Source organism: Paenibacillus sp. JT22N12, from assembly GCF_056269365.1.
In genome coordinates this window covers 118,365-139,969 of sequence record NZ_JBWDNU010000008.1, presented here as the reverse complement: position 1 = coordinate 139,969, position 21,605 = coordinate 118,365, and the positions used below count along the sequence as shown (strand labels likewise).

Sequence of the window (21,605 nt, the reverse complement as noted above, 5' to 3'; positions counted from 1 at the left end):
GCTCATGGATTAGTGGAAATGAGGGATAGGGATGCGCTTCAAGGATGTTTTCAGCATCATCGGGCCTGGAATGATCGGACCATCGAGCTCTCATACAGCGGGTGCCGCACGGCTTGGACGCGCAGCCCGCCGGTTGTTCGGGGCGATGCCCGTGCATGCGGAAATTGTCCTGTACGGTTCATTTGCCGAGACCTATCGCGGTCACGGGACGGATCTTGCCATAGTCGGCGGGCTGCTCGATTACAGTACGGATGATTCTCGGATCCGCCATTCTCTGGAGCTGGCGGAGTCGGCAGGCATGCAGGTTGTATTCCGCACAGGCACACAGCAGGCTGAGCATCCGAACACGGCCCTTATTATTCTCAGAGACGAACGGCACGAGGACCGGTTGACCGGCACTTCGATCGGAGGCGGAAATATCGAGATCATCTCCGTAAATGGCTTTGATGTCCGATTTTCCGCCCATTACCCGACATTATTGATCTTCCACGATGATTATCCCGGCATGCTGGCAGATATCACAACCATCATGAAAGCAAGGCAATTGAATATCGGCAATATGGATCTGGACCGAAAAAGCAGAAGCGGAGATGCATTGACGGTGATCGAAACGGATGAACCGGTTCCCCCGCAAGTGGCGGGACAAATTCTTGAATTGACCCATGTTCACCGGGTCAGCCTGGTGGATCTGGCGCAAGGGAAGGAGGCAGCGCTGTGAATTTTGCATCCTTGCAGCAGCTGCAGGAGCGCTGTGAAGCCGGCGCCCTTACAATGGGACGCTTGATGCTGCAGCAGCAGGCGCTGGAGACAGAAAAGAATGAAGATGCTGTCTTCAGCCAGATGGCTGCCTATTACAAAATTATGAAAGAAGCCGTCCACAAAGGTCTGACAACCGACACGCTTTCCCGCAGCGGTCTGACGGGTGGTGATGCCAAACGTCTTCATGATTACGCCGGGAACGGGGAACCCTCACTGGGCGGCAATGCTGCCGCAGCGATGACGTATGCGCTCGCCGTATCGGAAGTGAACGCTTCTATGGGGCGGATCGTCGCGACGCCGACAGCAGGCTCATGCGGGATCATTCCCGGCGTTTTCGTTCAATCCCAGGAACGTTTCGGGTGGGATGACAGCCTGCTTGTAGAAGGATTATTCGCAGCCGGGGCGATTGGCTATGTGATTGCGAACAATTCTTTTATCTCTGGCGCGGAAGGCGGCTGCCAGGCGGAGATTGGCTCCGCCATCGGCATGGCGGCCGGCGCGCTCACCGAGATGAGGGGAGGAACGCCCGCTCAAGCCGTGCATGCCGTCGGTCTTGCGCTGAAGAACTCGCTTGGCCTGATCTGCGACCCGGTAGGGGGACTGGTAGAGATCCCCTGCATTGTGCGCAACGGATTTGGAGCGGTCACCGCTCTTGCGGCGGCAGATATGGCACTGGCCGGCGTGCGCAGTGTCATTCCTTCGGATGAGGTGATCGATGTGATGCGCGAGGTGGGAACGGCAATGCCGGAGAAGCTCAGGGAGACGGCCAAGGGCGGTCTTGCGCAGACTCCGACGGGGAAACGGATCATGAAGGAATTGTATGGCCGGGAATAAGTCCGGCGCAGATACAGTCGTGGAATCTTTCTTCTGGGGAAAGGGAGGCGGGAGCAGCAAATGTTAAAAGCAGCGATTATCGGAGCCGGGGGGATATCCGGCGACCATCTGAAGGCGATCTCGCAGATGGATGAGCTTGAGGCCGTCGCCATCGCGGATATCCGTGAAGCGAGTGCGGCGCAGGCTGCCGGCGATTATCATATCCGCGCGTATACGGATTACAATGAGATGCTCAGAGAGGAGCAGCCGGATGTAGCAGTTATAACGCTGCCGCATTATTTGCATAAGGAAGCGGCTGTCGCCTGTGCGGAGCAGGGTTGCCATATCATGCTGGAGAAACCGATGGGGCTTGATGTTGAAGAATGCGGTCAAATGATAGAGTCGGTGAGACTGCATGGGGTCAAGCTGATGGTAGGCCATACCCAGCATTATTTTGCCGAGAACATCAAGGCCAAAGAGATTATTGCAAGCGGCGGGATTGGCGAGCTTGTCATGATTAATGATACGCGTCACGTCAATTATTATTTGCCCAATCGTCCCGACTGGTTCTTCGATCGCTCCAAGTCCGGCGGCGGGATATTCATGAATCTGGGCTCCCATTCGGTAGACAAGATCCAATGGCTGACGGACAGCTGTTTCACGCAGGTGAACGCAGCTCTCAGTTTTCATGGCATCAAAGGGGATATCGAGGGAAGCGGGGTCGCTTTTCTCCGTACCGCAAGCGGCATTCCTTGTACGATCAGCCAAAGCGGCTACGGCGGAGTGAACCGCAACGAGACGGAAATTATCGGCACTCGCGGCATGATCAAGCTGGCAACGGGAGTCGGTCTATGGATCAGCGAGGGAGGGAAATACCGCCTTGTTGAAGCCCCTCAGACTGTATCCCCGTTTGTCCTTCAGTACCGCGAGCTGCTGGAAAGCATTCATCACGATATAGAGCCTGCGTGTTCGGGGGAATATGCGCGCAGCGTAATCAAGATCGTTCAGGCCTTATATGAATCGGACCGGGCGGCTGAAGAAATTCATCCGGATATATAGTAGACTGCTATCAAAAATAACAGCCACCTGGCAGTTAATAGCTGCTGAATGGCTGTTTGTTGAATCATTAAACCTGTATCTCAGCCTGCTTTATCCCGGCGGCTGATCAATACCGTCAAGCTCACCAAGGTAACGAATATCGTGGCGCCCATATCCGATAAAATGGCGATCCAAAGCGTCAGCCAGCCGGGGATCGTCAGCAGCAAAGCAATCAGCTTCAGTCCGAGAGCAACGGCAATATTAAAACGGATGACCGCATTGACCCGCTTGGCGATTCCGATGGCTTCCGGCAGCTTGCCCAGATGATCCTGCATAAGCACAATATCCGCCGTTTCGATGGCGCTGTCGGTTCCCTTGCCCATGGCGATGCCAAGCTGGGCGGAAGCGAGAGCGGGCGCATCGTTGATGCCGTCGCCAATCATCGCGACGCGGCCGCGGGCTGCCAGATCCTTGACAATCTTGACCTTATCTTCTGGCAGCAGACCGCTGAAGCAGGAGGTGACGCCGACCATGTCCGCGACCTTCTCGGCCGTTTTTTGATGATCGCCTGTGAGCATGACGGTTTGGCGAATCCCGGCGCGGTGCAGCTTGCGGATGACGGCCGCGCTTTCTTCCCTGATCTCATCTGCAATGCCGAACATGCCGAGCACCCGGTCCTTATCCGCAGCCAGCACAAGAGTCAGGCCCTGCTCCTTGAGGCTGATAATTTGCGCAAGAATATCATCGGGAAGGCTGATATGGCCGATGCTCTGCTCGTTGCCAAGCCAATAGGTCTCGCCCCGGATATCGGCTACGATGCCGCTTCCCGGGACGGTCCTGATTTCATCGGCTTCCGGCAGCTCGATGTTTCTTTGTGCAATGTCCTTCATAATGGCCTTGGCAAGTGGATGGGAGGAGGACTTCTCGATGGATCCTGCCACCTGGTAGAAGCGGGCTTCATCATACACAACCGCTTTCTCTACATGCGGCTCCCCTTTGGTTAAGGTTCCGGTCTTGTCGAAGGCAAGCGTATCGATTCGGCCCAGCTGTTCCAGGAAGACGCCGCCTTTAATGAGTATGCCGTTGCGCGCATTCCGTGTGATCCCCGATACGATAGCAATAGGCGAAGATAAAATGAGTGCGCAGGGGCATCCCACAATAAGCACGGCTAACCCCTGATACAGCCATTTGATCCAATCTCCTCCGTGGATCAAGGGAGGAACGATCATGACCAGCACAGCCGCAGCCATGATGGCAGGCGTATAATATTTGGCGAATTTATTAATAAAGAGCTCTGTAGGCGTTTTGGTTTCCTGGGCTTCCTCCACCAGATGCAAAATCGTGGCAAGCGACGAGTCCTCATAAGCTTTGTCAATCCGGACCCGCAGAACCCCCTCATTATTAATGCTTCCGGCATATACCGGCTCGCCGGAGAATTTCTCGACAGGCAGCGATTCACCGGTAATGGCCGCTTCATTGACGGAGCTTTTGCCGTCTTCAACCTTGCCGTCCGAAGGGATTTTTCCGCCCGGCTTGACAATGACGAGATCGCCAATGGCGAGAGTGGCAATGGGAACGGTTTTCTCAACGCCATCCTCGAGTCTCACAGCTTCCTTGGGAGCGACCTTGAGAAGTGAGGCCATGGAACGCCGCGCTTTCTCCATGCCGAGGCCTTCAAGAATTTCATTGAGGCCAAACAGAATGGCGACAAGCGTTGCCTCCTTCCATTCTCCGATTGCGATGGCGCCAATGAGCGCGATGGTCATCAGCGTGTCTATCGTAAACCGCAGGGACCATAAATGGCGAAGTCCGCGAAGAAAGGTCGAGTACCCGCTCAGGACGGTAGCAAGCAGATACAAGCTGACCGGAACGGCTTCATGAGCGGAACCGCCGATGATAATTGCTGCGGCAAACAGGACAACGGACAGGATAAGCAGCCTGATCGGACCTAACAAGCCATGCCTATGGCTGTGTGAGTGGCTGTGAGAATGCCCATCGCCATGCTGGTGATCTTGTTCGCCATGGCTGTGCGCGTGATTCTCATGTCCGTGATGATCCTCATGCCCGCGTTCAATATAGGCGTGATCGGCTTTCAGAATGCTCTCCACTGCAGCGAAGGATATGCGCGGATCGAGTTTCAATTTACCTGTATTGTAATGAAGCTCGGCCGTTTCGCCATATTCAAGACGTTTGAGCTGATTCTCGATTGCGAGCGCACAGTTGCCGCAGGAAAGGCCTTTCACGCGATATTCCTTCATGGAGGATTCCCTCTTTCATACAATATATGAATACATGTTCATATGATAACCCGGATGTAATTTCCTGTCAAACCCATTTCCATGAATATTATGCCTATTTTTTTAAATGATAAAGTAAAATACCGAGAACGCCGTCAAGAGGACAACGCGGCTATTTCTTCTTATTTATTCAATGGAACCATCTCCGGTTCATACAGGCTAAAGATATAGTTGGACACCCATTCTTCCCCAATGGAAACCCGGATGCTATAATAAGGAACAAATCTAAAAGTGGTTGGTGGATAACGTGACGGAGAAATTGATTCAGGATGCCTGTGACGAAGCATGCAGCGGAACGGCAGCGGATATAAGCTCCGTTAAAGAAAAGCTGGTCGACGATTCGGATGCATCGGAAATTGCGGATTTGTTCAAGACGCTGGGAGATCCGACCCGTGTCAAAATGATTCATGCCTTGTCCCAGAGCGAGCTGTGCGTTCACGACCTGACGCAGGTGCTGGACATGGGACAATCGGCCGTATCGCATCAGCTGCGGTTCCTGCGGAATAATCGGATCGTGAAGCGCCGCAAGGTCGGCAAGACTGTTTTCTATTCCCTTGATGACAGTCATGTGGAGCAAATTTTCGTGCAGACGCTGGAGCATTTGAAGCATCATTAAATAGTTGAAAAAAAGCATCGCCCTGACAACAGGCGATGCTTTTTCTTGCTTTTCCCCGATATTCTCATTATTGACACGGCAAGGCAGCACAAAGAAGCATTCCTGAAATATTCGCTCCCTTAATGAGTTCCAGACTAATTTGATATATTTAATTTGCATTATAATCTTGGGATTTGATATAATCAATGGTGAATATGAATTTAGGAACGGACTGGAAGTGAGTGCTATGCAAGGCGAGAATAAGCCGTTGTACATGGTTATTATGGAGGGGCTTAAGGAGAAAATCAAATCGGGGGAATATGCGCCTGACCAGCAGCTTCCGACGGAAGTGGAGCTGGCGGAGCAGTCAGGCGTCAGCCGTATTACATCCAAGCGCGCATTGATCGAGCTGGAGCGCGAAGGGCTTATATACCGCATCAGGGGAAGCGGAAGCTATGTCAAGAAACAAGAGGGATTCACACCACCCGACCAGGGGCCTGTTCATTCGAACCGGATTATTTCCATGATATTGCCATATATGGCGACAAGCGAGCTTGATACGATAAAAGGGGCTTCGGATTATCTGGATGCCAAGGGCTATTACTTAAGCATTCATGACAGCAACTGGAGCAAGGACAAGGAGAAGGAACTGCTGCTGAGAGTGCCGAAGAATGGCCCGAGCGGCATTATTTTGTATCCCATCAGCACCATCAGCAACGTTGACCTGATCCATGCGATTCACTGGAACGACTATCCGATCGTGACCATTGACCAATACTTTGAGAGTCTGCCGATCACAAGCGTCGTCTCGGATAATTTTGAGGGCGGCTATATGACGGCGAAGAGACTCATAGAGCTGGGTCATGACCGGATTGCCTTTGTATCCAGCATCAGCATTGAATTCCGCAGCTCTGTCAGGGACCGCTATCAAGGGTACTGCAAGGCGCTCAAGGATCATAAAATAACAATCGATCCGGAGATTGTGGTGACGGATTTTTACCGGGACGTAACCGCCGCGAACAGCAAAACGTTCTATAAAGAAATGATGGCGAAGCTTCTTCAGTCCGGCGTGACGGCTGTTCAGACCGAGCATGACCATCTGGCTGTAGATCTTCTCAAAAATGTGCTGGAGATGGGCGTCCAGGTTCCTGAGCAGCTGTCTATTGTAGGCTTCGATGACCATTTGATTGCCCAGCATGTTGAAGTGCCGTTAACGACAATTGCCCAGAATTATAATGAAATTGGCCGCAAGGCGGCAGAATTGATCGTCCAGCTGATCGAACGGACAGATACCGGGCATCACGGCGTCAAAGTGCCTGTCCGCTGGGTGGAAAGGGACTCAAGCGGCCGGCCGTCCGATATTTTGACCGTGCAGGGCCAGTCTTGAAAATGAGTGGAAGCTGAAGTCTTATAGGTGCGAGATTTAGAAACCGCTGACCGCGATGGTCGGCGGTTTTTTTCATTGAGTATAACAAAAAAGATAAAATATAAAATAAAGTATATTCTATATTTACAAAAAATAAATACCCGATTATAATAACTTCTGTAAGCGATGATTAGAGTATATCTAATTACATAAGTCAGTTTCCACGAAGGTCTTATCGCTTATGCTCATTATGTTTTTGGCTTGTAAGCGCATTCTACTTTTCATCCGGGTGTGACAAGGAGGGAGAAGCTTAAGTTTCCATGCTTTCGGGTTCGTCTGCTCATGCTTAAGGTTTTTAAAATTTCGATCCTAAACGGATGATGGGGGATTTTAAATGAAAAAGTTCAATTGGCTCTCTTCGCTGCTCATCGTATTGATCGTTATGGTTGCGGCAGCAGGCTGTTCCAGCAATAATGCAGGCAACGGCGGCAATACGGGCACGGAGGAACCGGCGGCAGCGAATAATGCGGCACCGGTCAATGAAGCGGCGGCGCCTGAGGAAGCAGCGGCTCCCGAGGAACCGGTAGCGCCGGCGGAAAAGACCTTTGATCTCCAGGGAGCTCCCGTGAAAATCGGCGTATGGTATGACGATGCCGATCCGCGGACGATCGCGGAGAAAGGCCCTGCGGAAGAAGCGCAGATCAAATTGATCGAAGCGGCCGAGAAAAAATATAACACAAAAATCGAATTCGTTAAATTCGCCGACTATGGCAAATATGTGGAAAACTTCACTACGACTTCGCTTTCCGGAACGCCTTTCGCGGATATCGTCCTGCTTGAGCTGTTCTGGGCGTTCCCGCAGCTGGTCAACAAGGAATTTATCCAGCCCGTAGACGAATATCTGGATCTGAGCGATGCCAAATACATCAGCTGGATGAAAAGCGGCGGCAGCTACAAGGGCAAGCAGTATGGAATGACGGATTCCGCTCCTTCCCCTTACGGCATGTACTATAACAAAACGCTGGTGCAGAAGCTGGGTCTGGAAGATCCGTACGAGCTGCAGCAAAAAGGGGAATGGACGTGGGAAAATTTCCGCGAATTCGCCAAATCGGGAACCAAGGACACCAATGGCGACGGTAAAACGGATGTATTCGGCCTTGCCGGCGCGTACGGCAAAACCAAAGCTTTGGCCGAGCAGCTGGTGTACACGAACAAAGGCGCCCTGGATAAAGACGCAGCCGGCGAAATCAAGTTCTCCATGAACAGCGAGAATACGATACAGGCGCTGCAGTTTGTCTCCGATCTCTACAACACGGATAAGTCGATTATGCAGCCTGTTCCAGAAGATGCCAGCAAGGAATTTATCGCAGGCAAAGGCCTCATTTATGCAGGATTCAGCTGGGAGCTTGGAACGCTGCTGGACAGCATGAAGGACCAGGAGATCGGGTATGTGTTCTTCCCGAAAGGCCCGAAAGCCGATAAATACGTTTCGTACACGCCTTTTGGCAATATGTTTATGGTATCGAAGTATTCGAAGAATGCGGAAGCTGCCGCCAGAATTATGGATGAGATCAGCCTTCATGACGAGGGCCGACAATTGGCGAAGCAGTCATGGGAGTCCTCCTATCCGAGCAAAGAGTCGCTCGATACGCGCACTCAGATGGCCGACAGCATTCAGTATATCTCTTACTACGGCGTGCCGGACGGCGAGAAGCTGTTCGAAGGCGTTGTAACGGATATCACGACAGGCAAAGTATCGCCGGCGACCGCGGTGGATAAAGTAAAACCGCAGTTCGAGGCCAATATCAACAAGCTGCTGCAGGACAGCAAATAAAGCATAGCTCTTGAGCTGAGCCCCTGATCCAAAGTTTGCTGTCAAAGCGGGAGCTTGCGGATTAGGGGGACTGCTCAAGAGGAGGGGGAAACCAAGTGCGGCGACCAATCGTGAAAGTGACTGCTATACTGCTGCTTCTGTCCGTGGCGGTATATGCCTCCTTCTCCATGCGGGGCGGGGCATCCCGGCAAACGGAGACCGCGGCTGCCGCGGCTGCGGCCGATCTGGACCTGACAGCCTTGACCGGTTCGTTCAAAAAAGGCGGATATGACGAGTATCTGTCCAAACAAAGCAGCACAGGCGCATCCGCTGAGGAAGTTGTCATTGAAGGCGAGAATTACAGCGAGACGCAGGGGATGGACGCTGCCGTACTTGAGAATTACGAGGGCAGGCAGGGCAAAGCCGTAAAAACCGGAGATGCGGGTACGATCTCCTGGGCGTTCGAGGTCAGTCAGGACGGTCTTTATAACGTCAAGATGAATATGTATACGGAACCTGGCAAGGAATCCGACATTGAACGGGAGCTGCGGATTGACGGGAACCTTCCTTTTAACGAAGCGAGAAGCATAACGTTCAATCGGATATGGACCAATGAGCAGCAGTCCTTCGAACGTGACGACCGCGGGAATGATCTTGCTCCCAATCAAGTGGAAATGCCGATGTGGCAGGATACCGTAATCAAAGATGGTACCGGCTTTTACGAGGAGCCATTTTTATTTTATTTCTCCAAAGGCAAGCATACCCTGTCGTTGACCTCCGTGAAGGAACCTCTCGTCATCGATCAGCTGAAGCTGTCCAAACCGCAAACAACGCCTTCCTATCAGGAAGTGGCGAGCAGGTATAAAGCAGAAGGCTATGGACCGGCCAAGGCAGTGTCCATCAAGCTGCAGGCCGAACAGGCCTTGTACAAATCAACGCCGAATCTCCTTCCTTACAATGACCGGTCCAGTCCCGCTCTGGAGCCTTTCCATGTCTCCAAGCTGCGCAATAATGCGATGGGCGGCTGGGCCTGGAGACTGCCGGGACAATGGATTGAATGGGAAATCGATGTGCCAGAGGATGCGCTGTATCAGATTGCGCTCAAAAACAGGCAAAATACGCTGCGGGGAATGTCTGCGCTGCGCACCCTGTATATCGACGGCGAGCTGCCTTTTGAAGAGCTGCGCTATATCGCCTTTCCGTACAGCCCGTCCTGGCAGATGGAGGTGATCGGCTCCGGCAAGGAGGAGCCGTATCTATTCCATCTGACCAAAGGCAAGCACCGGATCCGCATGGAGGTCACTCTGGGCGAGCTGGCGCCGATTCTGCGGTCGGTGGAGTCCAGCATTCTTGAGCTGAACGCCATGTACCGCCAAATTATCAGCTATACCGGTACCGTTCCGGATACATACCGCGACTATAATCTCGAGCAGAGAATTCCGGCGATGGCGGAGGTGTTCCGCAAGCAGAGCGCGCAGCTTGCGGCCATTGCCAAACGGATGGAAGGTTCGTCGGGAGAAGGCAATGAGCGTACAGCCATTATTAATACGATCGCCTATCAATTGGAGGATATGGCCGGCAATCCGGAATCGGTTCCTTCGCGGATCGATGCCTTCAAGACCAATGTCGGCGCGCTGGGCTCGTGGATGCTCACCGTTAACGAACAGCCGCTGTCTCTGGATTATATGATTGTCAGCACGCCGGGTACAGAGCTTCCCGATCCCGATGCCGGCGCGTGGACGAAGCTGACGTCAGGAACGAAGGCGTTTCTGGCTTCCTTTTATGAGAACTATGATGATTTCTCAGGCGAGGACCAGGGCGGCGAAAGCGTATCGGTCTGGGTCACCTCGGCGCGCGACCAGGCGCAGGTTATTAAACGCCTGGTGGATGACGATTTCACCGCCAATACCGGCATTCATGTGAATCTGAAGCTGGTAAGCGCCGACGTCCTGCTTCCATCGACGGTTGCGGGCAAGGGGCCGGATATCGCTCTGCAGGTCGGCAATGATTTGCCGGTGAACTATGCCAGCCGCAGCGCGCTTGAGGATTTGTCCGGCTTCTCCGATTTTGAGCAGGTGCGGGAGCAGTTTGACGAAAGCGCCATGGTACCGTATGAGTACAATGGAAGCTATTACGCCCTGCCGGAGCAGCAGACCTTCCCGATGCTGTTCTACAGAACGGATATTCTGGAAAATGAGCTGCATCTTGCGGTGCCGCAGACCTGGGAGGATGTGTACAGCATGCTGCCGACGCTGCAGAAGCATAATCTGCAGTTTGGTCTCCCGCAGAAGCCGCTCGATTCACTGGGGAATGATCTGGTCACCACCAACATCATCACACTGCCGCCTAACCCGGCCTTGGCGATGTTCCTGTTCCAGCATGGGGGAGAGTTCTACAAGGATGGCGGGATGGCGAGCGGTCTGGATTCGGAAACGGCCATCCAGCAGTTCAAGCAATGGACGGACTTCTATGTGAATTATAAAATTCCGATTGCCGCGGATTTCGCAAACCGGTTCCGGACAGGCGAAATGCCGATCGGCATTGTCGATTACACGATGTATAACAAGCTGAGCGTATTTGCGCCGGAGATCAAGGGTCTGTGGTCCTTTGCTCCTGTGCCGGGAACCGCTGCCGGAGATGGTACGATTCACCGCGAGGTGGGCAGCGGCGGATCGTCAGCCGTCATGTTCAAGGGCACGAAGAACAAGGAGGCGGCCTGGGCGTTCATGAAATGGTGGACGGGCACAGACACGCAAGTTGCCTTCGGACGCCAGATGGAAATCCGCATGGGCGCGGCGGCCAGATATCCGACGGCCAATATGGAGGCACTTGGCAGGCTGCCGTGGCCGACCAGGGATTTTCAGAAGCTGAAGGAACAAATGCAGTGGGTGCAGGGGATTCCTGAAGTGCCCGGCGGCTATCTGACCGGTCGCAATATCGACAATGCGTTCCGCAGAGTGGTTGTTCAAGGGGACGATCCGCGCGAGACGATGGAAAATTATGTGCGCACAATGAACGACGAGATCACCCTGAAGCGCAAAGAATTCAATCTTCCCTATGAGGAGTAGTTCATAAAAACGCGCGGATGCCGAGCTTTCCGAACGAACTATTGAGAAATGAGGGACTCGAAATGAAACCGCAGGCGGCAGAACGCTCCCTCGTGGGGAGAACGGGTATTCCAGGCAGCCAAAAGCCGGGCAATTTGTTGATGTCCAGGTGGACGCGGCTGTTTATCGAAATGAAAAAAAACAAGCACGCTTATGTGCTCATGGCGCCATATTTTATCATTTTCGGCACATTTACGATCGTCCCGGTCCTGCTGTCGCTGGTGCTGAGCTTTACGAACTACAATCTGCTGGAGGCGCCGAAGTGGATCGGCTGGCAGAACTATGCGCGTCTGTTCGTCCAGGATGACATCTTCCTGATCGCGGTCAAGAATACGTTCCTGTTCGCCGCCATAACCGGACCGGTCAGCTACCTGGCCTGCTTCCTATTCGCATGGCTGATCAATGAGCTGCGTCCGAAGCTGCGCGCCCTCCTGACGCTGATTCTGTATGCCCCGTCGATTGCGGGAAACACCTACCTGATCTGGCAGCTGCTGTTTGCCAGTGATTCGTACGGTTACGCGAATTCCTTCCTGATGAAGTGGGGATTCATCCTGGAGCCGATCCAATGGCTGCAGGATCCCCGCTACGTGCTGGGGATTCTGATCATGGTGCAGCTGTGGCTCAGTCTGGGAACGGCTTTCCTCGCTTTTATCGCCGGGCTGCAGAATGTGGACCGTACTTTATATGAAGCGGGAAGCATCGACGGCATCAAGAGCCGCTGGCAGGAGCTGTGGTTTATTACCCTGCCGGCCATGCGGCCGCAGCTGATGTTCGGGGCGGTCATCCAGATTTCGCTGGCCTTCTCCGTCGCCGAAATTTCGATCTACCTGATCGGCTTTCCGAGCGTGGACTATTCCGCCCACACGATTGTCACGCATCTGGTGGATTACGGCTCCATCCGGTTTGAAATGGGTTATGCCTCGGCCATTGCCACCGTATTGTTTAGCATTATGCTCGGCGCGAATCTTCTGACTCAGAAGCTGCTGGCCAAAGTGGGTGAATAGAAGAAAATGAGACTGACATTCAAGCTGCCCAAAAGATTGAACCGATCGTGGACGGGGGATATTCTGCTGTTTCTGCTGCTTGCTGGGGTCGCCTGCTTCATGGCGCTGCCGCTGGTGTTCACGGTGAGCAACGCATTCAAGCCGCTGGATGAAATTTTCTCGTTTCCTCCGAAGCTGTTCGTACGCAATCCGACCTTCAAGAACTTTACGGATCTGGTCGGCATCTTCAGCGATTCCTGGGTTCCGTTCTCCAGATATGTGTTCAACACGTTTTTTATTGCCATCGCGGGTACCGTAGGCCATGTCATTCTGGCCTCCGCTGCGGCTTATCCGCTTGCCAAGCTCCATTTTCCGGGTAAACGGATTTTGTTCGGGGCCGTGGTGCTTTCCCTGATGTTCACGGCTTATGTTACCCAGGTGCCGAACTATATGATCATCTCCATGCTGGGTCTGATCAACACCTTCTGGGCCATTCTGCTGCCGGCCTTCGGGATGACCCTGGGCCTGTACCTGATGAAGCAGTTTATGGAGCAAATTCCCGACGCGCTGCTGGAAGCGGCCAAGATCGACGGGGCCAGCGAGTACCGGATCTACTGGCAGATTGTCATGCCGATCGTCAAGCCTGCATGGCTGACGCTCATTATTTTTTCCCTGCAAAATTTATGGACGAACGGCTCGGTGACCAGCCACAAATATATTTACAGCGAGCAGCTCAAGACGGTTGACTACGTATTCGGACAAATCGCAAGCGGCGGCCTTGCAAGGACGGGACCCGTGGCAGCTGTAACGCTGCTCATGATGCTCGTGCCGATCACCGTATTCATCGTGACGCAGAGCAACATCATTCAGACGATGTCCACATCGGGGCTGAAGGAATAGCAGGGGGGAGCTAAAGATGAAACGAATCATCGCCGCATTATTTATCATGACGCTCTTGATCGGTGTGACCGCTCCTGTTACGGCCTCCGCAAGCGATACCTATAATTATTCCTATTGGGGCGATCCCGTCCCTTCGCCGAATCCCTATACGCTCGGCAGGGTGATGGGCGGAGACGATTGGAATATCGGTCCGCTGTCCTCGCCGCAGGACCTGTTCGTCGGACCGGGCAATCAAGTATACATAGCCGATACGGGGAACAACCGGATTGTTGTGCTGGATGAACAGCTGCAGATCTCCGCAGTGATCCGGGAATTCGATAATAACGGCAGCAAGGACGGGTTCAACCAGCCGGAAGGTGTTTTCAGCGATGAAGAGGGCCATGTTTATGTGGCGGATACCCAGAACCGCCGATTGGTTGAACTCACGAGCGAAGGCCGCTTGGTCCGTATCGTCGATGAACCCAAATCAACGCTGCTGCGCGAAGGCTTCCAGTATATCCCGATCAAAGTGGCCGTGGATAAAGCGCTGCGGATTTATGTCGTCAGCCGCGGCTCCTATGAAGGCATTATGGAATTCGACGCGGACGGCCTCTTCAATGGATTCATTGGGACCAACCGGGTGAAATTCAGTCCTGCCGATCTGTTCTGGAAGCGGATTTCCACCAAAGCCCAGCGCCAGCAGATGGAGCAGTTTATTCCGCTGGAGTTCAACAATCTGGATATCGACGGGGATGGGTTTATCTATACCTCGACCTCGGAGGAAAATTCCGATCAGCCGATCAAACGGCTGAATCCGTCAGGCGTGGATATTTTGCGCAGCAAAGGGTATTTTCCGCCGAAGGGGGATATCGGGACGCTTGAGACAGGCAGTTCACCGGGCAGCTCGATCTTCGTCGATATCATCTCGGATGAAGGCGGCATGTACAGCGCGCTGGACTCCAAGCGGGGCCGGATCTTCACCTACGACAAGGACGGCAATCTGCTGTACCAATTCGGCGGTCTCGGCAGCCAGCAGAGCAAATTCCGCACCCCTGCCGCGATTGAAATGCTCGGCGGCAGCATGCTGGTGCTGGACAAGGACAATAACCGGCTGTCCGTCTTCGAGCCGACCCCCTATGGCAGCTGGATCCGCGATGCTGTCGTCTCGCTCTATAACGGCAGGACGGATCAATCGACCACAGCATGGAAGAAGGTGCTGCAGCTTAACGGCAATTTCGATGTCGCTTATATCGGCATTGGCAAGTCACTGCTCAAGCAGGGCGATAACCGGGCGGCGATGGATTATTTCAAGCTGGGCAACAACCGGGAGTATTATTCGGAAAGCTTCAAGCGGTACCGCAAGGATGTCGTGTTCGCCCATTTCGGCACCATCGTGCTCGTTATCGCGCTGCTGGCTGCAGGCCTGATCACGGCTGTGAAGCTAGGAGGCCGCAGAAAATCCGCCGGCCAATACGAGCGGGAATTCGGGATCATCCAGAATCCGTTCTATACGATGATTCATCCCTTTAACGGATTTTGGGAGATGAAATACGAGCATAAGGGAAGAATCAAGGTTGCGCTTGGCATTGTGGTCCTGCTGGTCATTGCCACGATTGTCAGAAGGCAGTACAGCGGTTTTGTCGTCAACTTCAACAACCCAGAGCAGCTCAACAGTCTGGATGAATTGAAATTTATCGTGCTGCCGTTCCTGCTGTGGTGCGTGGCCAACTGGTCTCTGACCACGCTGATGGACGGGGAAGGCAAATTCAAGGAAATCGTCATGGCGACCGCTTATTCCCTGCTTCCTCTTGTCATCATCTATATCCCGCAAACACTGTACAGCAATATGATTACCAGCGGTGAAAGCGCGTTTTATTATCTGCTGGATGCGCTGGCGATCCTATGGTTCATCTGGCTGCTCTTTACCGGCACAATGACGGTTCATCAATATTCCGCCGGCAAAACGGTCGTGACGATGCTGCTCACGCTTGTCGTGATCGGGATCATTATTTTCCTGGGCGTTCTGTTCTTCAGCATGCTTCAGCAAATGATCAGCTTTGCCGCATCCGTCTACAAGGAAATCTCATTCAGATTGTAATCGACAGGGAAGGAGGGATGGCCCTTGGCTGTCAAGAAGAAAAAGATCGCCGTTATCCTGTGTGCGGCGCTCCTGATAAGCGGCATGGCCGGCATGGACTCCTTGAGCTACAGCGAACAGGGAGCAGGCGGTGAAGAGAAACTCATCGCGAGAGTACTTTCTGCGGTAGAAGCTGAAGCTCCTGGACAGCCCGAAGCGGAGGGACTGACAGTCGGGAAAGGGCAGACCGCAGCGCTTTCCGCGAACACCACCCAGGAAGCTCGCACGCTCTCCGCCAACACGCCGCAGGAAATCCAGGCGCTTGCAGCGATGGAGAAGGTTGCGGAAAATGAGTCGCTCCAGCTCTACGTAAACCGCGAAACGGCGGAAACCGCCGTGAAGGATTTGCGGGACGATTATATCTGGTTCTCTAATCCACAGGGCAGAGCAGACGATCCCAAGGCTTCGCCCTTGTATAAATCGGAGCTGTCCGCACAGGTGCTGGTTACCTACTACAACGAGAAAGGGCAGGTCAATGCGTTCAACAGCTATGATGACAGCGTAGCGAAGGGACAATTTGAAATTTCGGCCATGGACAATGGGCTCAAGGTGGTATACCGGATCGGCAATATTGCCAAAAGCTACGCCAACATTCCCAAAGTCATCGGCAAGGAGCGGTTTCAGACGCAGATCCTCGATCAGATTGCCGATGAGGAAACGCGCAAGGATGTCGCGTTCAAATTCAGTCTGGATGAGCAAAAGCAAATCTACACGGTCCGCAAGCTTCAGGATTATGTCGCGGAAGAGCTCTCCGCTTTGCTTGAGGCGGCAGGCTACACAGCCGATGACGCCGCTGAAGACAATAAGGCCAACGGAGCCGGTGAAGCGGCCGCCGCCGCAAATGCGGAGTTCACCGTACCGGTTGAGTATACGCTTGACGGCGGGAATCTGATCGTAAGCGTACCAGCCCGGGAGCTGGTCTACAATAAAGCCTATCCCCTGGCAACGGTGCAGGTGCTTAAATACTTCGGCGCTGCGGGTACGGACAAATCCGGTTATCTGTTTGTGCCTGACGGCTCGGGAGCCTTGATCCATCTGAACAGCGGCAAGCAGAACGCGGAGCCCTACAGCCTGCACGTGTACGGCAATGACGGCACCTACGATGTGCGGGAGAGGATTCAATCCAATGAAATCACCCGCCTTCCGGTATTCGGTATGAAAAAAAATGATCATGCGCTCCTTGGCATTATTGAGGACGGCGATGCACTGGCCAGCGTGACGGCGGACGTGAGTGGGCGCAATGATTCCTATAATGCGGTCAGCAGCAAATTTCAGGTTGTGGCGATGGATTTCTACACCTTGACCTCTGGCACCAAAACAAGCTCCGTCCCCATGTTCCAGAACAAAATCTATGGGGGCAGCCTGCAGCTCCGGTACTCCTTTCTATCCGGAGCATCCGCCGATTATGTCGGAATGGCCGGACAGTACCGGGCATATCTGGCGGAGAAATATCAATTGAAGCCTCTGGCGGAAGCTGCAGATGCGCCATTTATCCTTGAGCTTGCCGGAGCGTTCCGCAAAAGCAAATCATTCCTCGGCATTCCCTATCAAGCTGCGGAATCCTTGACCAGCTTCAGCGAGGCGCGGACCCTGCTCGAGAAGCTGAGGGCTGCCGGGGTCAAGCAGATCGATCTGCGTTATGTCGGCTGGTTTAACGGCGGCATCAACCATTCTTCTCCGTCCAGGATCAGCATTGCCGGAGCATTGGGCGGCAGTGGCGGATTCCGGGATTTGGCCAATTATGTGAAGCAGAATGGAATCGGCTTTTATCCGGATGTGGCTTTCATGGAGAAATACAAGGGCTCGTCAGGCTCGGCAACCTTCCTGGACCGGAGCAAAGCGGCTATTTATCAATACGATCCGGTTATGTATGCCAAGAATACGGCGAGGTTCTCCCACTACATCCTGTCGCCGGCGGCGCTGCCGAAGCAGGTGGACGGTTTTCTGCGTGACTTTGCGGATATCGGGAACAGGGGCTTGTCCCTGCGGGATATGGGCAATGAAGTCAATTCGGACTTTGACCCAGGCAGGTCCGTTAACCGTCAGGACGCGCTCGCGGTCATTGCCGGTCAGACGGAGAAGCTGAAGAAGCAGGCAGGCCCGTTGATGATAAGCGGCGGCAGCGCCTACAGCCTGCCTTATGCCGATATCATTGTGAACGCGCCGGTCCGGAGCAGCCGCATGAATATTACCGATGAGGATATTCCGTTCTATCAGATAGCCCTGCATGGCTATTTTGATTTGGCAGGCTCCCCTTACAATATGGATGAGCTGCAGAATCCCCGTTTGTCGATGCTCAAAGCGCTGGAGACCGGTTCCAATGTCTTCTATCAGTGGACGTACAGCGATTCAGCCAAGGTAAAGGATACGGCATTCAACAGCTTGTATGCGCTGAGCTACGAAAGCTGGTTTGAAGAAGCGGTCGGGCTGTATGACGAAGTCAATCCGGTGCTTGCGAAAGTGCGCAATCAACCTATTGTGAAGCACAGCAAACCGGCGCCGGGCATCGTCCGGACAACGTTCGGGAACGGAATAACCATCACAATCAACTACAACAATACGGCGGCAGCGGTGAACGGCTTGCAAATCGGGGCCTTAAGCTACCGGGTAGGCGGTGAGCAGAATGTTTAGGAAGCCATTGACCTTAACGCAGAAAAAAGCCTGGTACGGGGTTGTCTTCGCATCCCCGCTCATGCTGGGAATGGTGCTGCTGTTTATTTTGCCCTTGATCGAATCCTTCCGTTTCAGCTTAAGCTCCATTCGTCTGGTTGAAGGCGGCTTTGCGGTCGATTACGAAGGCTTCGCGAATTACGGCAATCTGTTTACGACCAACCCGGAATTCCCCCGGAGGCTGACGGAATCCATTACGAACATGGTCGTCAATGTGCCGATTATCATTATCTTCAGTTTGTTTGCCGCTGTGCTGCTCAACCAGAAATTCAGAGGCCGCGCCGTTGCCAGGGCGATCTTCTTCCTGCCTGTGATCCTGGCCTCTGCCGCAATCGCCAATCTGGATATCAGCAGCTTCGTCGGCGGCTCGGCTCCCGCTGGCGGTGGAGAGAGCGAAGGCAGCCTGATGCAGAGCTTCGAGCTGAAAAAAATGCTGATCGAATCGGGCCTTGCTCCCGTGTTCGTCAACTACATTACCGGTGCAGTGGACCGGATATATGAAATTATCAGCTCATCCGGCGTGCAGATTCTGATTTTTCTGGCGGGTCTGCAGTCGATTTCGCCATCCCTGTATGAATCCTCCAGGATCGAAGGGGCGACAGGCTACGAAATATTCTGGAAAATTACGTTTCCGATGATGACGCCGCTGATTTTGACCAATTTGGTGTATTCCATCATTGATTCGTTCAATCACAATACCATCAACTCGCTGATTTCGGAGACGGCCTTCAAGTCATTCGAATTCGGCCAAAGCGCGGCCATGTCATGGGTGTACTTTCTGGTGGTTGCCGTGATTCTAGGCGTGTCCACAAGCATCATATCGAGGAAAGTGTTTTATTATGACTAGCAAGAAGAAACGGCTGTCGCCGTCCTTTGGCGGCGCAGCAAGTTTCTTCCCTCAGACCTTATAGAAATGGATAAAGGTGAAACTAATACATTCTATAAGGTTAAGAAGAAACGGCTTTACCGTCCACTGGCGGGCAAGTTGGTTTCTTTCCTCAAAAATATAAGCAAAGTATGGAGAAATTTTATACTTTCTTATATTTGCATCAAAAGGGCATTCCGCCCGCTCTGAAGTTTTCTTAAACCGGCATGATTACCGAAGGGAGGAAACGTCAATGAAATCGCCTGCCGCTTATGCGGAGCTGCTGAGTACCAAATTTAATCCGCTGGAAAAGATCAAGCAATGGCTGTGGATCATCGTCCGGACCGTGCTGGTTGTCGGGTTTTGCTTTATTATCCTGTTCCCGCTGTTCCTTCGTCTTTCGGTCGCTTTCCGCAGCAAGGTGGACATTTATGACCCCACGGTGCTGTGGATTCCCAGGAACTTCACCCTTGATAATATCAAGATTGCCATGGAGGCGACCAACTATTTCTCTACGCTCCTGAACACATTTCTGATTTCCTCGGGTACGACGCTGATTCAGCTGGCGACCTGCGCGCTGGCGGCTTACGCGTTTGCCAGGCTGAAATTCAAAGGCAGCGGACTGCTCTTCGGCCTGGTCGTGTTCACGATTGTCGTTCCGCCGCAAACGATCATGATCCCGCTATATCTGACCTATCGTTATTTTGATTTATTCGGTCTGGTCGGTCTGTTCTCCGGCAGGGAGAGTCTGAATTTGATCGATACGTTCTGGCCGTTTCTGATTTCCTCCGCGACCGGAATGGGATTGAAGAACGGACTGTATATATTTATTTTCCGGCAATTTTTCCGGGGGATTCCCAAGGAGATTGAAGAAGCGGCGCTGGTCGACGGAGCGGGGATTTTCAAAACCTTCTACCGCATCATGCTGCCGAACGCACTGCCCGCGATAGTGACGGTGCTGCTCTTCTCCTTCGTGTGGCAGTGGAATGACAGCTATTATGTCTCCTTGTTCTTCAGCAAAGTGAAGGTACTGTCGACCCAGCTCATGGATATGGGCTCGGTACTGGGCAGGGAACCGGATCTGGTCTATCAGTCGATGCTGCTTAATACCGGCGTTCTTCTATTGACAGCGCCCCTGATTATTATGTATTTCTTCGTTCAAAGGTACTTCGTCGAGGGTGTGGAGCGTACAGGGCTTGTCGGTTAGCAATCAGCTTCGAGGAGGGTAACAACCATGAATAATGAATGGAGTCTGCGCGGTTTTCATATGCGTTTCGGATCGCATGAGGATGTGGATAATTTAAAAAGAGTCATTGAGGAAGCGCTGGTGCCTATTGGCGTCAATGTGCTGATTCTGGAAGTAAATACGAATTTTCAATTCAGCACTCATCCGGAGGTATCCGGCGGTACGCTGACCCGGCAGGACGCGCGGGAATTATCGGCGCTGTGCAAAAGCAGGGGAATCCGCCTGATTCCCCTGCTGGATTGTCTGGGCCACCAGGGATGGGGCGGCGGAAGGAATTCGCTGCTTCGCGCTTATCCCGAATTTGACGAAACGCCGCATGTTCCAGCCGACGCCAAATGGCCGGAATTTTATTGTCCGAGCTGGTGTCCGTCGCATCCGGATGTGAACGCGCTAGTCTTCGACCTGATGGATGAATTGATTGATGCGTTCGAGGCGGATGCGCTTCATGTGGGCATGGATGAGGTGTTCGCCATTGCCGACGAAGGATGTCCCCGCTGCCGCGGCAGGAACAAAGCGGAGCTGTTTGCGAAAGCTGTGAATGAATATTACGGCCATGTGGTCGGCAAACGCCAGGTGCAGATGCTGATGTGGGCCGATCGCCTGATCGACGCGCATGGTCTGGGATATGACCAGTGGGAGGGGGATATTTACGGTATATGGCCGGCAGTGGACTGTATCCCCAAGGATATCGTGCTGTGCGACTGGCATTACGACAAGCTGGATGCTTACCCGTCGGTGGGTCATCTATTGGATAAAGGCTTTACGGTATGGCCCTCCTGCTGGAAAACGCCGGAAGCGGCGCTTGAATTTTTCCGCCAGTCCGTGCAGCAGGCCCAGGAGCGCGGCGCGCTGGACCGGATGCCGGGCATGCTCGTGACCGGCTGGAACGCCACAGGAGCCAAGCTGGTATCGGCTCTCTTCGGCGAAGGCGGTCTGGGGGAGGATAAAGGGGATATTGCCGGCATTGCTGCCACGCTGAGGACAGTGATGAACCGTCTGCAGGAAGATACGCAGTGACAGGCTGAGCCCACGACGGG

Annotated in this window: 15 protein-coding genes; 14 read left to right on the top strand and 1 reads right to left on the bottom strand. The window is 53.3% G+C overall.

Annotated features, from left to right (window positions below; all coding sequences use genetic code 11):
- Positions 1-31 precede the first annotated feature (31 nt).
- The 3 genes from sdaAB to AC0YOA_RS25815 are packed head-to-tail and all read left to right on the top strand — an operon-like array spanning position 32 to position 2,631.
- Complete coding sequence (gene sdaAB, locus AC0YOA_RS25825) at positions 32-718, top strand: L-serine ammonia-lyase, iron-sulfur-dependent subunit beta (protein ID WP_475789070.1); 687 nt, start codon at positions 32-34, stop codon at positions 716-718.
- Positions 715-1,593: an L-serine ammonia-lyase, iron-sulfur-dependent, subunit alpha gene (gene sdaAA / locus AC0YOA_RS25820; RefSeq protein WP_475789069.1), complete on the top strand. Its 879-nt coding sequence runs from the start codon at positions 715-717 to the stop codon at positions 1,591-1,593. The genes sdaAB and sdaAA overlap by 4 nt, the downstream gene beginning before the upstream one ends.
- Before the next feature lie 60 nt (positions 1,594-1,653).
- Complete coding sequence (locus AC0YOA_RS25815) at positions 1,654-2,631, top strand: Gfo/Idh/MocA family protein (RefSeq protein WP_475789068.1); 978 nt, start codon at positions 1,654-1,656, stop codon at positions 2,629-2,631.
- 80 nt (positions 2,632-2,711) lie between these two features.
- Here the strand turns inward: AC0YOA_RS25815 and AC0YOA_RS25810 are convergent, their stop codons facing one another.
- Positions 2,712-4,868, bottom strand: a complete 2,157-nt coding sequence (locus AC0YOA_RS25810; protein ID WP_475789067.1) for a heavy metal translocating P-type ATPase — start codon at positions 4,866-4,868, stop codon at positions 2,712-2,714.
- Positions 4,869-5,145: 277 nt separating this feature from the next.
- Between AC0YOA_RS25810 and AC0YOA_RS25805 the strand changes: the two genes are divergently transcribed.
- The 11 genes from AC0YOA_RS25805 to AC0YOA_RS25755 all read left to right on the top strand — a co-directional run bounded on the left by AC0YOA_RS25805 (position 5,146) and on the right by AC0YOA_RS25755 (position 21,585).
- Positions 5,146-5,523: an ArsR/SmtB family transcription factor gene (locus tag AC0YOA_RS25805; protein WP_475789066.1), complete on the top strand. Its 378-nt coding sequence runs from the start codon at positions 5,146-5,148 to the stop codon at positions 5,521-5,523.
- 226 nt (positions 5,524-5,749) lie between these two features.
- Positions 5,750-6,889 carry a GntR family transcriptional regulator gene (locus tag AC0YOA_RS25800; RefSeq protein WP_475789185.1) on the top strand — a complete coding sequence of 380 codons (1,140 nt, stop codon included), beginning with the start codon at positions 5,750-5,752 and terminating at the stop codon, positions 6,887-6,889.
- A gap of 373 nt (positions 6,890-7,262) precedes the next feature.
- On the top strand, positions 7,263-8,702 hold the full coding sequence (locus AC0YOA_RS25795) for an ABC transporter substrate-binding protein (protein ID WP_475789065.1): 1,440 nt from the start codon (positions 7,263-7,265) through the stop codon (positions 8,700-8,702).
- Between the two features lie 95 nt (positions 8,703-8,797).
- Complete coding sequence (locus tag AC0YOA_RS25790; protein ID WP_475789064.1) at positions 8,798-11,749, top strand: extracellular solute-binding protein; 2,952 nt, start codon at positions 8,798-8,800, stop codon at positions 11,747-11,749.
- A gap of 140 nt (positions 11,750-11,889) precedes the next feature.
- Positions 11,890-12,792: a carbohydrate ABC transporter permease gene (locus AC0YOA_RS25785; RefSeq protein WP_475789184.1), complete on the top strand. Its 903-nt coding sequence runs from the start codon at positions 11,890-11,892 to the stop codon at positions 12,790-12,792.
- Between the two features lie 6 nt (positions 12,793-12,798).
- Entirely contained in the window at positions 12,799-13,671 is an 873-nt protein-coding gene (locus tag AC0YOA_RS25780; RefSeq protein WP_475789063.1) for a carbohydrate ABC transporter permease, read from the top strand.
- A gap of 16 nt (positions 13,672-13,687) precedes the next feature.
- A complete protein-coding gene (locus tag AC0YOA_RS25775) occupies positions 13,688-15,748 on the top strand; it encodes a YIP1 family protein (RefSeq protein WP_475789062.1) in 2,061 nt (686 codons plus the stop codon).
- Between the two features lie 24 nt (positions 15,749-15,772).
- Positions 15,773-18,418 carry a DUF5696 domain-containing protein gene (locus AC0YOA_RS25770; RefSeq protein ID WP_475789061.1) on the top strand — a complete coding sequence of 882 codons (2,646 nt, stop codon included), beginning with the start codon at positions 15,773-15,775 and terminating at the stop codon, positions 18,416-18,418.
- Entirely contained in the window at positions 18,411-19,304 is an 894-nt protein-coding gene (locus tag AC0YOA_RS25765) for a carbohydrate ABC transporter permease (RefSeq protein ID WP_475789060.1), read from the top strand. The genes AC0YOA_RS25770 and AC0YOA_RS25765 overlap by 8 nt, the downstream gene beginning before the upstream one ends.
- Positions 19,305-19,575: 271 nt before the next feature.
- Positions 19,576-20,529 (top strand): carbohydrate ABC transporter permease, encoded by a 954-nt coding sequence (locus tag AC0YOA_RS25760; RefSeq protein ID WP_210039898.1) that lies wholly within the window; start codon positions 19,576-19,578, stop codon positions 20,527-20,529.
- Positions 20,530-20,556: 27 nt separating this feature from the next.
- Positions 20,557-21,585: a family 20 glycosylhydrolase gene (locus AC0YOA_RS25755; RefSeq protein ID WP_475789059.1), complete on the top strand. Its 1,029-nt coding sequence runs from the start codon at positions 20,557-20,559 to the stop codon at positions 21,583-21,585.
- Positions 21,586-21,605 lie beyond the last annotated feature (20 nt).